General features: G+C 73.9%; 16 protein-coding genes. 4 read left to right on the forward strand and 12 right to left on the reverse strand.

The window, feature by feature from the left end:
- The first annotated feature begins 2 nt into the window (after positions 1–2).
- The 3 genes from ACRB68_RS24110 (at position 3) to ACRB68_RS24120 (ending at position 2,793) form a co-directional block, all read left to right on the forward strand.
- Positions 3–902 carry an MEDS domain-containing protein gene (locus tag ACRB68_RS24110; RefSeq protein ID WP_153536165.1) on the forward strand — a complete coding sequence of 300 codons (900 nt, stop codon included), beginning with the start codon at positions 3–5 and terminating at the stop codon, positions 900–902.
- Complete coding sequence (locus ACRB68_RS24115; RefSeq protein ID WP_153536167.1) at positions 902–1,864, forward strand: sensor histidine kinase; 963 nt, start codon at positions 902–904, stop codon at positions 1,862–1,864. Before ACRB68_RS24110 ends, ACRB68_RS24115 begins: the two co-directional genes overlap by 1 nt.
- Before the next feature lie 74 nt (positions 1,865–1,938).
- Entirely contained in the window at positions 1,939–2,793 is an 855-nt protein-coding gene (locus ACRB68_RS24120; protein ID WP_153536169.1) for an MEDS domain-containing protein, read from the forward strand.
- A 4-nt stretch (positions 2,794–2,797) separates the two neighbouring features.
- Here the strand turns inward: ACRB68_RS24120 and ACRB68_RS24125 are convergent, their stop codons facing one another.
- The 12 genes from ACRB68_RS24125 to clpS form a co-directional block, all read right to left on the reverse strand.
- Entirely contained in the window at positions 2,798–3,271 is a 474-nt protein-coding gene (locus tag ACRB68_RS24125) for a hypothetical protein (protein WP_153536171.1), read from the reverse strand.
- Positions 3,261–3,773, reverse strand: a complete 513-nt coding sequence (locus ACRB68_RS24130) for a SigE family RNA polymerase sigma factor (RefSeq protein WP_153536173.1) — start codon at positions 3,771–3,773, stop codon at positions 3,261–3,263. The genes ACRB68_RS24125 and ACRB68_RS24130 overlap by 11 nt, the downstream gene beginning before the upstream one ends.
- Before the next feature lie 743 nt (positions 3,774–4,516).
- Entirely contained in the window at positions 4,517–5,137 is a 621-nt protein-coding gene (rdgB, locus tag ACRB68_RS24135; protein WP_328594688.1) for an RdgB/HAM1 family non-canonical purine NTP pyrophosphatase, read from the reverse strand.
- Positions 5,134–5,850, reverse strand: a complete 717-nt coding sequence (rph, locus tag ACRB68_RS24140) for a ribonuclease PH (RefSeq protein WP_153536175.1) — start codon at positions 5,848–5,850, stop codon at positions 5,134–5,136. Before rph ends, rdgB begins: the two co-directional genes overlap by 4 nt.
- Before the next feature lie 36 nt (positions 5,851–5,886).
- Complete coding sequence (locus ACRB68_RS24145; protein WP_328594689.1) at positions 5,887–6,636, reverse strand: MBL fold metallo-hydrolase; 750 nt, start codon at positions 6,634–6,636, stop codon at positions 5,887–5,889.
- Positions 6,637–6,670: 34 nt separating this feature from the next.
- Positions 6,671–7,528: a glutamate racemase gene (gene murI / locus ACRB68_RS24150; protein ID WP_153536177.1), complete on the reverse strand. Its 858-nt coding sequence runs from the start codon at positions 7,526–7,528 to the stop codon at positions 6,671–6,673.
- A 104-nt stretch (positions 7,529–7,632) separates the two neighbouring features.
- Positions 7,633–8,436 carry a thioesterase family protein gene (locus ACRB68_RS24155; protein WP_153536179.1) on the reverse strand — a complete coding sequence of 268 codons (804 nt, stop codon included), beginning with the start codon at positions 8,434–8,436 and terminating at the stop codon, positions 7,633–7,635.
- A gap of 255 nt (positions 8,437–8,691) precedes the next feature.
- Positions 8,692–9,639: a PLP-dependent cysteine synthase family protein gene (locus ACRB68_RS24160; protein ID WP_153536181.1), complete on the reverse strand. Its 948-nt coding sequence runs from the start codon at positions 9,637–9,639 to the stop codon at positions 8,692–8,694.
- 18 nt (positions 9,640–9,657) lie between these two features.
- The gene (locus tag ACRB68_RS24165; RefSeq protein WP_153536183.1) at positions 9,658–9,930 is read right to left on the reverse strand and encodes a MoaD/ThiS family protein; all 273 of its coding nucleotides are present in this window, start codon (positions 9,928–9,930) and stop codon (positions 9,658–9,660) included.
- Positions 9,931–10,167: 237 nt separating this feature from the next.
- Entirely contained in the window at positions 10,168–10,584 is a 417-nt protein-coding gene (locus ACRB68_RS24170; RefSeq protein WP_153536185.1) for a Mov34/MPN/PAD-1 family protein, read from the reverse strand.
- Positions 10,585–10,646: 62 nt separating this feature from the next.
- Positions 10,647–11,183 (reverse strand): DUF2017 domain-containing protein, encoded by a 537-nt coding sequence (locus ACRB68_RS24175; protein ID WP_328594691.1) that lies wholly within the window; start codon positions 11,181–11,183, stop codon positions 10,647–10,649.
- A 214-nt stretch (positions 11,184–11,397) separates the two neighbouring features.
- Positions 11,398–11,694 carry an ATP-dependent Clp protease adapter ClpS gene (gene clpS / locus ACRB68_RS24180; RefSeq protein ID WP_153536189.1) on the reverse strand — a complete coding sequence of 99 codons (297 nt, stop codon included), beginning with the start codon at positions 11,692–11,694 and terminating at the stop codon, positions 11,398–11,400.
- A gap of 124 nt (positions 11,695–11,818) precedes the next feature.
- Here clpS and ACRB68_RS24185 point away from each other — a divergent pair, with 124 nt between their 5' ends.
- Positions 11,819–13,126 (forward strand): nicotinate phosphoribosyltransferase, encoded by a 1,308-nt coding sequence (locus ACRB68_RS24185; protein WP_328594692.1) that lies wholly within the window; start codon positions 11,819–11,821, stop codon positions 13,124–13,126.
- The last annotated feature ends 26 nt before the right edge of the window (positions 13,127–13,152 follow it).

A 13,152-nucleotide genomic window follows, 5' to 3' on the forward strand; every position in this document is an offset into this window, starting at 1 on the left:
CGATGGAAACCTGGTACACCAAGCGAGCCGTCAGCGGCGTCCGTCCCGGCGACCATGGGATCCTCCCCTACTCGGGGCCGGAAGAGCGCAACCGGGTCATGTCCACCTTCATGAGCGACGCCCTCGGCAACAACGAGAAGGTCGTCTACGTCACCGACACCGAGCCCGAGCGGCTGCCCGGCATCGGGCCGCGCACCAAGCTGCAGCTGCACGGGTACACCGAGACGCGCCAGCTGGTGGTGGTGCGGCGCGAGGACGCCTGCCTGGACTCGCGCGGCCGGTTCGACCCCGACAAGCTGGTGCAGACCCTGCGGACCGAGCTCGCCCGGACCGATGACGAGGGCTACCGGGCGATGCGCTGGACCACCGACAACAGCTGGCTGCTGCACGGCCGCATCGACCTGTCCCAGGTGATCGGCTGCGAGCACCAGATCGCCGGCGCGGTCGGGCCGAGCACGATGGTGATGGCCGTCTGCCAGGTCGACCGGCGGCGCTGCCCGCCCGACCGGTACGCCGCGCTGCAGGACACCCACGAGGTGCTGATCGAGGACGACCCGCGCTTCGACGACGGCACCCTGAAGATCGTGCAGACGTACGCGCCGCCGGGCCTGCGCATCGAGGGCGAGCTCGACCACGCGCGGCAGACCAGGTTCGCCGAGGAGCTCGCGCAGATCTGCCTGCTGCCGGGGCCGGTGCACATCGACATGTCCCGGCTCGGCTTCCTCGACCTGGGCGGGCTGAACCTGCTCGTCCAGTACGCCGCGGACCGCCCCGGCGGCGACCCGGTGGTGCTGGACGACCTGCCGCCGAACGTGGCGAGCACCATCGACCTGATCGGCTGGCACCGCATGCCCGGCCTGATACGAGGACGTGACCGCCGCGCCGGTGGGGAAGTGATCTGATGGGGAGCTTGGAGCACCGGGCGTTCCTGTACGACGGCACCGAGGACTTCCTGACGGGCGCCGTGCCCTTCCTGCGCCGCGGCCTGGAGGAGGACCGCGCCGTCGTCGTCGTCGCACGGGCGGTCAACGTGGCCGTCCTGCAGGAGGCGCTCGACGACTGCCGCAACCACATCGAGTTCTACCAGTCCGAGAAGTTCTACGAGCATCCGGTCCGGACGCTGAACCAGTACCAGTACCTGGTGCAGGAGAAGTCGCCCCGGCGGGTGTTCGCGCTGGCCGAGCCGGTGTGGCACGGCCACGAGCCGCGCCAGCTCATGGAGTGGATCCGCTACGAGTCCCTCATCAACGAGGTGTTCGGCGATTCCGGCGCGTCGGCGCTGTGCCCCTACGACCGGGTCGGCCTGCCGCCGGCGATCGTCGAGGAGGCGCGGCGGACGCATCCGCTGCTGCTGACGGCCGGCGCGGCGCGGCGCAGCGACCGCTACGTCCCGCCGAAGGCCTTCGGCGCGGGCTGCGACCGCGGGCTGCGCTTCGACCGGCCGCCCACCGCCGAGTACCTGCCGCTGGAGTCCGACGACCTGCACGAGCTGCGGGCGTTCGTCGGCGAGCGCGCGCTCGCGCACGGGCTGGACGCCCTGGCGGCGGGGAACCTGATGACGGCCGTCAACGAGATCGCCGCCAACGCGCTGCAGCACGGCACCCCGCCGATGGGCGTGTGGGTGTGGCCGGACGGCGACGAGCTGCTCTGCGAGATCGGCGATCACGGCTTCTGGCGGCCGGAGAGCGGCGCGCTGACCGGCTTCCTGCCGCCGGAGACCGCGCTGCAGCGCGGGTTCGGGCTGTGGACGGTGCGGCTGCTGGTCGACCTGCTGGAGCTGCGGCCGGGCTGGGACGGCACGTTCGTCCGGCTGCACGTCCGCCGGAACGCGCGCCCTGGTTCACATGGCGACAGAAAACTGTGAACGTCCTGCTACTCGCTGTCGTACGGACGTCGTAGGCTGGACCCGCCCGGTGCGCGAGTGCGGTGGAAGGCGCTATGGAGACCTTGGGGACCGTTCGCAGACCCGTCCGCGACCTGCGGCCAGGTGACCACGCCTGGCTGGGGTACGTGAGCCAGGAGGAACGGCGCCATGTGGTGGGCGCGTTCGTCCGCGACGGGCTGCTCGCCCGCGAGAAGGTCATCTGCCTCGGCGCCGGCGACGAGCTCGTCCCGGGCGTGGTGGGGCCGCCGCCGGAGACGCTGCTGACGGTCGTCCCGCCCGCGCGGCTGTGCGGCGGCGACGGCGCGCCCGACCCCGGCACCGCGATGGCGGCGCTCGCCGCCGAGGTCGCCGCGGCGGAGGCGCTCGGCTTCCGCGCCATCCGGGTGGCCGCCGACCTGACGTGGGCGCTGCGCGGCGCGGACGGCCTGGACCGGCTGCTGTGCTGCGAGCGGCTGCTGGAGCAGACGGCCCGGCCGAGCGCCCAGGTCACCGTCGTCTGCCAGTTCGACCGCGCCGCCTGCTCGCCGGACGAGCTGGCGGCGGTGGGCGGCGCGCACGCCGTGCTGGTGGACCCCGACCCCGAGTTCGAGGACCTGGTGCTGCGGATCACCCGCACGTTCCGGCCGCGCGGCCTCGCGCTGAGCGGCGAGCTGGACGCCTCCCGGCACATGGTGCTGGACCAGGCCCTGGCGATGGTGATGGCCGGCGGCCACGGCGCCGAGATCCACCTGGACCTGTCCGGGCTGACGTTCATCGACCTCGGCGCGCTGAACATGCTGGCCGAGGTGGCGGCCCGCCGCGCCGGCCACGCGCTGGTGCTGGACCGGATGCCGGCGCAGCTGCGCGCGGTCATGGAGACCGTCGGCTGGAGCATGCTGCCGGGGCTGCGCCTCGGCGTCCAGGGCTGACCGGTCAGCGCGACCGCGGCCCCGTGGTCGGCTCGGCGGTCGGCCTGCCGGGGGGCGGGGGGACCGGGGTGACCCGCGTGGACGGCCGCACCGAGTGCTTCGGCCGTGCCGTCGGGAGCAGGGACGGGCCCGCCGTGGAGTCCGGCGGCTTGCGCGCGCCGGGAGAGCGGACCGGGCGCGGCGACGCGGGCGGCCGGGTGACCGAAGGCGTGGGCGCCGGTGCGGGCGTCGATGTGGGCGCCGGCGGTCCGGCGGGACGGGCCGGCTCGGCGCGCTCGCCGCGCGGCCACACCAGCACCGCCGCCGCGAGGACGACGGCCGCGGTCACCAGCGCGGCGCAGAGCGGCAGGCCCCAGCGGCGCGCGCGCGGCGCGGGCCGGGCGGCGCGCAGCCGCCGCAGCGTGTCCGGGCCCGCCTGAATGTCGTCGGCGGCGTTCCGGTAGTGGGCGCGCAGCAGGGACTCCAGCTCATCGTCCACCGGCCCGGCCCTCCTTCATGTGCTCGCGCAGCGCGGCCATCGCGCGTGAGGTGTGGCTCTTCACCGTGCCCCGGGAGATCCCCAGGGCCTCGGCGATCTCGTGCTCGCCGAGGTCGCACCAGTACCGCAGCACGACCACCGCCCGCTGCTTGGCGGGCAGCGCCCGCAGCACCTCGTCCAGTTCGCCGTGCGGGACGCCGGCCGCCGCGGGCGCCCCCGCGACCCGCTCGACGTCGGCGACCGAGCCGACCGGCAGGTCGCGGCGGCGCCGGCCCTCGTCGATGGCGAGGTTGACCAGCACCTTGCGGGCGTAGGCCTCGGGGTTGCCGGCCGCGACGCGCTTCCAGCGGCGCGCGACGCGCTCGTAGGCGACCTGCAGGAGGTCCTCGGCGAGGTGCCGGTCGTACACCAGGAAGACGGCGGTGCGCAGCAGGCGGCCCGCGGAGGCGGTCACGAACTCCTCGAACGTGAACTCGGCCCCGCGGGTCTCCTGGACGCTCATCGTGGACAGACGGTCCTACTCTCGGCCGGTCGGCAGGACTCCGCCCGGCGCGGGCGGGACGGGCGCCGGGGACCGGCGCGGCTTGCCGGGGGTGCCGCAGGGCGCCGGGGCCGGGGCCGCGGTCGGCCGCGGCGGCACGGGCCGGACCGTCGGGGGCTTGGACGCGCGCGGCGGCGCCGGTCGGGGCGTCGGCGCCTTCGTCACAGGCGGCCTGGACGCGCGCGGCCACACCACACGGGGCTCCGGCACCTTGACCGCAGGCTGCCTGGCCGCGCCCGGCGGCACCGGGCGGGGTGACGGCGCCTTGGTCACAGGCGGCCTCGTCGCGCCCGGCGGCACCGGACGAGGCGACGGCGCCTTGGTCACAGGCGGCCTCGTCGCGCCCGGCGGCACCGGACGAGGCGATGGCGCCTTCGTCACAGGCGGCCTGGACGTGCCCGGCGGGCACGGGGCGGGGGACTTCGGGGACGCGAGCGGCCGCTGGGCCGCGACCTGCCTGGCCTGCGGCGCGGCGGTGCCGGCGCCGCCGGCCCACAGGCCGGCGGCCAGCGCCCCGGCCCCGCCCACGGAGGCGATCGTGATCGCCAGGCGGCGGGTTCGGCGCTTGTGGCTCATGGTGCTCCTTGGGAGGAAGAACGACCTTCACCCCCTACAACCCCCGCCGCACGCCGCCCGGTTGTCACACATCCGGAGTTTCTCGGCGGATCAGGCGACGGCCTCGGCCGCCGCGCGCCGGCCGGGGTTCAGCCGGTGCCGCGCACCGCCGCCAGCGCGTCCGGAATGATCTTCGCCAGTTCGCGGAAGGCGACGCCGCGGTGGCTGATCGCGTCCTTCTCCGCCGGGGACAGCTCGGCCGTGGTGCGCGTCTCGTCCACCGGCACGAAGATCGGGTCGTAGCCGAAGCCGCCCTCGCCGCGCGGCGCCCGGACGACCCGGCCGTGCATGCGGCCCTCCACCACGTGCTCGCCGCCGCCCGGCACCACCAGCGCGGCGGCGCAGAAGAAGTGCGCGCCGCGCGCCTCGTCGGCGACGTCGGCGAGCTGGTCCAGCAGCAGCTCCAGGTTCGCGCGGTCCTTGCCCGCGCCGGCCGCCCCGCCGAAGCGGCCCGACCAGCGCGCCGACAGGACGCCGGGCATGCCGTTCAGTGCGTCGACGCAGAGGCCGGAGTCGTCGGCGACGGCGGGCAGCCCGGTGTGCGCGGCGATCGCGCGGGCCTTCAGCAGCGCGTTGCCCGCGAAGGTGAGCTCGGTCTCGGGCACGTCGGGGGCGTCGCCGGGCTGGCCGACCACGCCGATGCCGGACAGGATGCGCCGCAGCTCGACGATCTTGCCCTCGTTGCGGGACGCCAGCACGATCGTGGTCACGCCAGCGCCTCCTTCTGCAGCCGGGTCAGCTCGGCGCAGCCGCCGGCGGCCAGGTCCAGCAGCGCGTCCAGCTCGGCGCGGTCGAACGGGGCGCCCTCGGCGGTGCCCTGCACCTCGATGAAGCGGCCGTCGCCGGTGCACACCACGTTCATGTCGGTCTCGGCGGCGGCGTCCTCGGTGTAGCACAGGTCCAGGCGCGGCTCGCCGTCCACCACGCCGACGCTGACCGCGGCGACCGAGGTGACGAACGGGTCGGCCTTGACCAGGCCCTTGCCCCGCATCCAGGAGACGGCGTCGGCGAGCGCGATGTAGGCGCCGGTGACCGCGGCGGTGCGGGTGCCGCCGTCGGCCTGCAGCACGTCGCAGTCGAGCTGGATCGTGTTCTCGCCGAGCTTCCTCAGGTCCAGGCAGCCGCGGATGGACCGGCCGATCAGCCGGGAGATCTCGTGGGTGCGGCCGCCGATGCGGCCCTTGACGGCCTCGCGGTCGTTGCGGGTGTTGGTGGCGCGCGGCAGCATCGCGTACTCGGCGGTGACCCAGCCGAGGCCGCTGTCGCGGCGCCAGCGCGGCACCGAGTCCTGCACCGAGGCCGCGCAGAGCACCCGGGTGCCGCCGAACTCGATGAGCACCGAGCCCTCGGCGTGGTCGAGCCAGCCGCGCTGGATGCGTACGGGCCGGAGCTGGTCGGGTGCGCGATCGTCAGGACGTGCCATGACGTCCACCCTAACGGCCCCGGCCCGCGGCCCGGTCTACAGCTCGTAGACCGCGCCCACCTGGGCCAGCTCGATCTCGCCGGAGTAGCCGCTGGACTTGGCCTCCACCAGCGAGCAGTCGCTGTCGTTCCACGGCACCAGGTGGGTCAGCACCAGCTTGCCGACGCCGGCGCGGGCGGCGTGCTCGCCGGCCTCGCGGGCGGTCAGGTGCAGGTCCGGGGGCAGGTTCTCCTGCTCCAGGAAGGACGCCTCGCACAGGAACAGGTCGGCGTCCCGGGCCACGTCGACCAGGGTGTCGGAGACCCCGGTGTCGCCGGAGTAGGCCAGCACCTTGCCGTCGTGCTCGATACGGAAGGAGTACGCCTCGATCGGGTGCGGCATCAGCGCGGTGGTGACGCGGAACGGTCCGATCTCGTACGGGCCGCGCCGCAGGTCCAGGAAGTCGAACGTCTCGGTCATGCCGGGATCGGGGTCCAGGTCGTAGGCCTTGGCCATCCGCAGCGCCGTCCCCTCGGGCCCGTGCACCGGGACCTTGGGCACCGGGCCGTCCGGGCAGTAGGTGCGCGCCACCCAGTACCCGCACAGGTCCAGGCAGTGGTCGGCGTGCAGATGGGAGATGCAGATGGCGTCGATGTCGTACAGCGGATGGAACCGCTGCAGCGTCCCGAGCGCGCCGCTGCCCAGGTCGAGCAGCATGTTGAAGCCGTCGGCCTGCACCAGGTAGCTGGACGCCGGGCTGTCCGGCCCCGGGTAGCTGCCGGAGCAGCCGATCACAGTGACCCGCACGCTCACTCCTCCTCGCTTCCGTTGTCCCCGAGGATCAGGTGGTCAGGGCCCGGCCGGCGGAGGTCTCCACCGCGCCGATCTCGGGCCCGAGGAACCGGCGGCCGAGCGCGGCGAACACGGCGGGGTCCCCCGTCGCGCGGAACCGGTGCCGGGGCGCGGGCGCCCCCTCGGCCCGGGCCAGTCCGCGGTCCTGCAGCACGCGGTACACGTCCTTGGCTGTCTCGTCGGCACTTGAGACCAGTGTGACCCCGTCGCCGACGACATACGAGATGACGCCGGTAAGCAATGGGTAGTGCGTGCAGCCGAGGATCAGGGTGTCGCAGTCCGCCTCGACGATCGGCCGCAGGTACTCGCGGGCGGCGGCGAGCAGCTCGGGGCCGGCGGTCGTGCCCGACTCCACGAAGTCCACGAAGCGCGGGCAGGCGGCGCTGGTCAGCTCGATGTGCGGGGCGGCGGCGAAGGCGTCGTCGTAGGAGCGGCTGTTGATCGTCGCCTTGGTGGCGATCACGCCGACGCGGCCGTTGGCGGTGGCGCGGGCGGCGCGCCGGGCGGCCGGGTTGATGACCTCCACGACCGGGACGTCGTAGCGCTCGCGGGCGTCGCGCAGCATCGCCGAGCTGGCGCTGTTGCAGGCGATCACCAGCATCTTGACGCCCTGCGCGACCAGGTCGTCCAGCATCTCCAGCGCGAACGCGCGCACCTGCGCGATCGGCCGCGGGCCGTAGGGCTGGCGGGCCGAGTCGCCGAGATAGACGACGGGCTCGTTCGGCAGCTGGTCCAAGATCGCGCGGGCCACGGTGAGGCCGCCGAAACCGCTGTCGAAGATGCCGATCGGCGCATCGGCGGGCGGCGCCCCTGGTTCGGGGTCCGCTCCCAGGGGCAGAGCTGACATGGTCCCCAAGGCTAGGCGACGAAGCCCGTCAGTAAGTGCTTCATGCGGCCGACATCACATGGTCACTTACGTGAAACCGGCCACTCCCGGCCGCGGCGGGGCCGTCAGGCCGCGGGGCCGCGGCCGAGCCGGGCGATCTGCCGGCTTTGCGCGACGAGCCGGCCGGCCTCGTCCCAGACCTCGACCTCCTCGTCGAACCAGCCGCCGGCGACCAGCCGGCCGGTGCCGTGCAGGGCGAGCCGGCCGGGCGCCGGGACGGCCCGCATGTGCCAGGTCAGCTCGACGGTCGGCGACCAGCCGCGGGCGCCGGCGTTCAGCGCGACGGGCGGCAGCGCGTCCACGGCGAGGGCGAGCGCGGCGGCGTCGTTGGGGTGCGGGTCGCGCAGCCGGAACCAGCCGCGCAGCTCGGGGCGGCCCGACGGCTCGCCGTCCAGCCAGCCCATCGTGGCGGGGTCGAAGTGCATCTCGACCTGCCCGGGAAAGCTCTCGGGGTTGCGGTCGGCGTCCTCGAAGGTGACGCAGTCCCCGAGCGCGGGCAGCCGGGGCGCGGGCGGCTCGCCGAGGAAGGACGGCTCGGTCGCGGCGTCCAGGGTGGCGGTGGTGACGAGGGCCTCCACCGCGTCGCGGTCGTCCTGGCGCAGGGTGACGCGGGCGGTGGCGGCGGTCCGGCCGACCTTGCGGACGTCGACCACGATCTCGGCGCGGCCGGGATGCGCGGTGCGCAGGAAGCTCGTCGCGGTCGCGACGGGGTGGGCGTGCGGGGTGGCGTCCACCGCGGCGTTGCCGAGCAGCGCCATCAGGTAGCCGCCGTTGACGGCCTCGGCCATGCCGAACGCGCCGTCGAGCTCGGCCTCGTAGCGGCCCTCGCCGACCTGCTTGATCGTCGTCGCGTCGCCGAACCTGCTCATCCGCACTCTCCCGGCCCCAAAACTAGAATCTCGTTCGAATAGGCAGCGTACCCGCCCGGAACAAGGCTTTTCGCGGCAGCCACCGCCATCATGCGCGTACACCGCCCCCGGAACAGGCACTTCATGGCAGCCGCCACGATCACGCCCGTACGATGCCCGCTCGGCCGAGACGGGCGCGACGTACGCCCACGCGCGGCCGCGGGGCCCGAGCCGTCAGGCTCGGGCCCCGCGGCCGCGCGTGAAAGGGTTCTGCCGTCAGGCCCAGAGCTGGCCTTCGAGGGCGGCCTCGGCCTCTTCCAGGGTGCCGTTGTAGGCGCCGGTCGACAGGTACTTCCAGCCGCCGTCGGCGACGACGAAGGCGATGTCGGCGCGCTCGCCCGCCTGCACGGCCTTGCGGGCCATGCCGAGCGCGGCGTGCAGCGCGCCGCCGGTGGAGATCCCGGCGAAGATGCCCTCCTGCTCCAGCAGCTCGCGGGTGCGCCGCAGCGCGTCCCGCGAGCCGACCGAGAAGCGGGTGGTCAGCACCGAGTCGTCGTACAGCTCGGGGATGAAGCCCTCGTCGATGTTGCGCAGGCCGTAGACGAGCTCCCCGTACCGCGGCTCGGCCGCGACGATCTTGACGTCGGGCACCTGCTCGCGCAGGTAGCGGCCGACGCCCATGAGCGTCCCGGTGGTGCCGAGGCCGGCCACGAAGTGCGTGATCGTGGGCAGGTCCTCCAGCAGCTCGGGGCCGGTCGTCTCGTAGTGGGCGAGCGCGTTGGCCTCGTTGCCGTACTGGTAGAGCATCACCCAGTCGGGGTGCTCGGCGGCCAGGCCCTTGGCCACCCGGACGGCCTCGTTGGAGCCGCCCGCCGCCGGCGAGGAGATGATCTCCGCACCCCACATCCGCAGCAGCTGCCGCCGCTCCGCCGAGGTGTTCTCCGGCATCACGCACACCATCCGGTAGCCGCGCAGCTTGGCGACCATGGCGAGGGAGATGCCGGTGTTGCCGGAGGTCGGCTCCAGGATGGTGCAGCCCGGGGTGAGCAGCCCCTCCTTCTCCGCCTTGGCGATCATGTGGAAGGCGGGCCGGTCCTTGACCGAACCGGTCGGGTTACGGTCCTCCAGCTTGGCCCAGAGCCGCACGTCCTGGCTCGGTGAGAGCCGGGGCAGGCCCACCAGGGGCGTGCGGCCGAGCGAGTCCAGCAGCGAGTCGAAACGCATGGGCACGGGTTCCGGGACTCAGCCGCCGGCGACGGCCGGGAGAACGGTGACGCTGTCACCGTCGGACACGGCCGTCTCCAGCCCGCCGAGGAAGCGCACGTCCTCGTCGTTGAGGTAGACGTTGACGAACTTGCGCAGGCCCTTGGCGTCCACCAGCCGGTCGCGCAGACCGGGGTGGCGGACGTCCAGGTCCGCGAACAGCTCGTCCAGGGTGGCGCCCTTGCCCTCGACGGCCTTCTCGCCGCCGGTCAGGTTGCGCAGGATCGTCGGGATCCGGACCTCGATCGCCATCGCGTGATCTCCTTGAGTCGTGAAGGTGGCCCCGCCGCCTGGCACAACCGGGCGGGGGACGGGATGATTCCGGGCTTGATCAGCGCGCTCGGCGACAGTCGTAGACGACCTCGGCCCGCGAGTGCCCGAACAGGAAGCTCTGCACGGGGGGCATGGCGGAGCCCGGACGGCGCCGTGCGCCCTCCGTCTGCCCGCTCGTCCACATGACCATCAGTTTACCGACTCAAGGACCCGGGCTCAGGCGCCGGGCTCGATGACGGTGACCGGCTCCTCGGTCACCTCGCCGTCCACGATCCGGAACGAGCGGAACTCGGTCTCGTGCTCGTCGCGGGTGGACACCAGCACGTAGTGCGCGTTCGGCTCGGCCGCGTAGGACACGTCGGTGCGCGAGGGGTAGGCCTCGGTGGCGGTGTGCGAGTGGTAGATCACGACGGGCTCCTCGTCCCGGTCGTCCATCTCGCGCCACACCTTCAGCTGCTCCAGCGAGTCGAAGCGGTAGAAGGTCGGGGACCGCTCGGCGTTGGTCATGGCGACGAAGCGGGTGGGCCGGTCGGACCCGACCGGCCCGGCGATGACGCCGCAGGCCTCGTCGGGGTGGTCGGCGCGCGCGTGCGCGACGATCCGGTCAACCAGTGCTCGCTCGATCGTCAGCATGGCCGAAGATTACCGCCCGCCGGTATGCGCGCCCCGTCCGGCCGGGGTGACGGCGGCCACGCCTACCAGAGGGCGCGGACGAGGCTCTCCTGCACCATCGTCAGCCAGTCGTAGGCGGCGTACATCGGCATCCGCGGGTCGCCCGGGTCCAGCTCGCCGACCTCGTCGTACCAGTCCTCGCCGATGTCCAGCCGGGTGCCGAGGGCGAGGCGCACGTCGTTCAGCGCCTTCAGCCACGCCTGCGCCTGCGCCTGGTCCAGGACGGTCTCCACCCCGGTGTCCGAGGCGCCCTTCAGCGTGTCCAGCACCACGTCGGCGGCCTCGCGCTTGCCCTCGCGCAGACCCATCTCGGTGTAGCGGCGGAACTCCCCGGCCGCCGCGCCGTCCTCCCGGTAGGCGTCGGGGAACAGCCGCGCCAGCACCGGGTCCTCGGGCGTCACCGCGTTCTCGGCGATGCCGATCGCGGCCAGGTCGCCGGTGGCGTCCGGCGGGTCGCCGAGCAGCTCCTGCAGCTGCTCCATCAGCGCCTTGACCAGCGACGCCTCCTCGCCCGACAGCCGCACCACGATCCCGCGCCGGGTCCTCTTCACGGTGCTCACGGCCTCGCCTCCGCTCGGCGGCGCAGTGCCCATGGCCTAGCCTCCGCTCGGCGGCTCACCGCCCCTTCACACGCCGTCTTCCCTCGTCGCTCTGGTCGCAAGCTCCCGCCGCTCCTCAGTCCAGACGACGCGGGGCGGCTCGCAGCCGCCTCACGCGACGGCTTCCCTCGTCGCAGGCTCCTCGGTCCAGCCGCCGCGCGGCTGCTCGCGCTCATCAGTCGTCGCGCTTCACGGTCGCCCACAGCCCGTAGGAATGCAGGATCTCCACGTCGCGCTCCATCTCCTCGCGGGTGCCGTTGGCCACGACGGCGCGGCCCTTGTGGTGCACGTCCATCATCAGCTTCTCGGCCTTGGACTTGGGGTAGCCGAACACGGTCTGGAACACGTACGTGACGTACGACATCAGGTTGATGGGGTCGTTCCAGACGATCGCCAGCCACGGCCGGTCGGCGCGCACGTCCTCCTCGGTGTCCGGCCGGTCGAGCTCCACCGGTGCAGGTGCGGTACTCATGGATCCGCTGACTCATCCCTTCTGGCCCGTCCGCCGCGCTACCCCGATGCTATGCGCCCCGGCGGTCCCGGGGTGGAGTGGCCTGCTCGTACACGCCGGGCGGGCGGGCCGTAGGGTGCGGTCTGTGGACCTTGGTGAGAGCACGGCCCTGCTGACCGACCGGTACGAACTGACGATGCTGCAGGCCGCCCTCAAGAGCGGCACCGCCGAGCGGCGCGCGGTGTTCGAGGTGTTCGCGCGGCGGCTGCCGCCGGGCCGCCGGTACGGCGTGGTGGCCGGGACCGGACGGCTGCTGGACGCCGTCGAGGCGTTCGCCTTCGGCCCCGCCGAGCTGGAGTTCCTCACCGGCGACGGCATCGTGGACGAGCCCACCGCCGAGTGGCTGGGCACGTTCCGCTTCACCGGCGACATATGGGGATACGCCGAGGGCGAGTGCTATTTCCCCGACTCGCCGATCCTGACCGTCGAGGGGACGTTCGCCGAGGCCGTCCTGCTGGAGACGCTCGTGCTGTCGATCCTCAACCACGACTGCGCGATCGCGGCGGCGGCGTCGCGGATGGCGCACGCCGCGGACGGCCGCCCGCTGATCGAGATGGGGTCGCGGCGCACCCACGAGCGGGCCGCCGTCGCCGCCGCCCGCGCCGCCTACGTCGCCGGGTTCACCACCACCTCCAATCTGGAGGCGGGCCGCCGCCACGGCGTGCCGACGGCCGGCACCAGCGCGCACGCCTTCACCCTGCTGCACGACAGCGAGCGGCACGCCTTCCAGGCGCAGCTGGACTCGCTCGGCGAGGGCACCACGCTGCTGGTGGACACCTACGACGTGGAGCGGGCGGTGCGGACCGCGGTGGAGCTGGCCGGGCCGTCGCTCGGCGCGGTGCGCATCGACAGCGGCGACCTCGGCGTGGTGGCGCGCCGCGTCCGCGAGCAGCTGGACGCGCTCGGCGCGCACCAGACCCGCATCGTGGTGACCGGCGACCTGGACGAGTACGGCATCGCCGCGCTCGCCGCCGCCCCGGTGGACGGCTACGGCGTCGGCACGTCCCTGGTGACCGGCTCGGGCGCGCCCACCGCGTCGCTGGTCTACAAGCTCGTCGAGCGTGCCGACGGCACGGGCCCGGACGCGCCGATGCGGCCGGTCGCCAAGCGCTCGGCGGGCAAGCCCAGCCGCGGCGGCCGCAAGGCGGCGGTGCGCCGCATCGACGCGCACGGCACCGCCGCCGTCGAGGAGATCACCGTGGGCGAGCCGGCGCCCGGCGCCCGCGACCGGGTGCTGCAGGTGCCGCTGGTGCGCGGCGGCGAGGTCGTCGGCCGCGAGCCGCTCGGCGCCGCCCGGGAGCGGCACCTGGCCTCGGTCGCGGAGCTGCCGCCGACCGCGCTGCAGCTGTCCGGCGGCGACCCGGCGCTGCCGACGGAGTTCGCGCGCCACTGATCCCCCATGACCGGCCGGTCGCCATG

The organism is Actinomadura macrotermitis, assembly GCF_009604375.1.
Classification (GTDB): Bacteria; Actinomycetota; Actinomycetes; order Streptosporangiales; family Streptosporangiaceae; genus Spirillospora; species Spirillospora macrotermitis.

Coding starts and splice junctions, on each gene's coding strand:
- murI (WP_153536177.1), bottom strand. CDS start 7,528: ATGTCAGCTCTGCCCCTGGGAGCGGACCCCGAACCAGGGGCGCCGCCC.
- ACRB68_RS24120 (WP_153536169.1), top strand. CDS start 1,939: ATGGAGACCTTGGGGACCGTTCGCAGACCCGTCCGCGACCTGCGGCCA.
- ACRB68_RS24160 (WP_153536181.1), bottom strand. CDS start 9,639: ATGCGTTTCGACTCGCTGCTGGACTCGCTCGGCCGCACGCCCCTGGTG.
- clpS (WP_153536189.1), bottom strand. CDS start 11,694: ATGAGTACCGCACCTGCACCGGTGGAGCTCGACCGGCCGGACACCGAG.
- ACRB68_RS24130 (WP_153536173.1), bottom strand. CDS start 3,773: ATGAGCGTCCAGGAGACCCGCGGGGCCGAGTTCACGTTCGAGGAGTTC.
- ACRB68_RS24115 (WP_153536167.1), top strand. CDS start 902: ATGGGGAGCTTGGAGCACCGGGCGTTCCTGTACGACGGCACCGAGGAC.
- ACRB68_RS24165 (WP_153536183.1), bottom strand. CDS start 9,930: ATGGCGATCGAGGTCCGGATCCCGACGATCCTGCGCAACCTGACCGGC.
- ACRB68_RS24110 (WP_153536165.1), top strand. CDS start 3: ATGGAAACCTGGTACACCAAGCGAGCCGTCAGCGGCGTCCGTCCCGGC.
- ACRB68_RS24155 (WP_153536179.1), bottom strand. CDS start 8,436: ATGAGCAGGTTCGGCGACGCGACGACGATCAAGCAGGTCGGCGAGGGC.
- rph (WP_153536175.1), bottom strand. CDS start 5,850: ATGGCACGTCCTGACGATCGCGCACCCGACCAGCTCCGGCCCGTACGC.
- ACRB68_RS24170 (WP_153536185.1), bottom strand. CDS start 10,584: ATGCTGACGATCGAGCGAGCACTGGTTGACCGGATCGTCGCGCACGCG.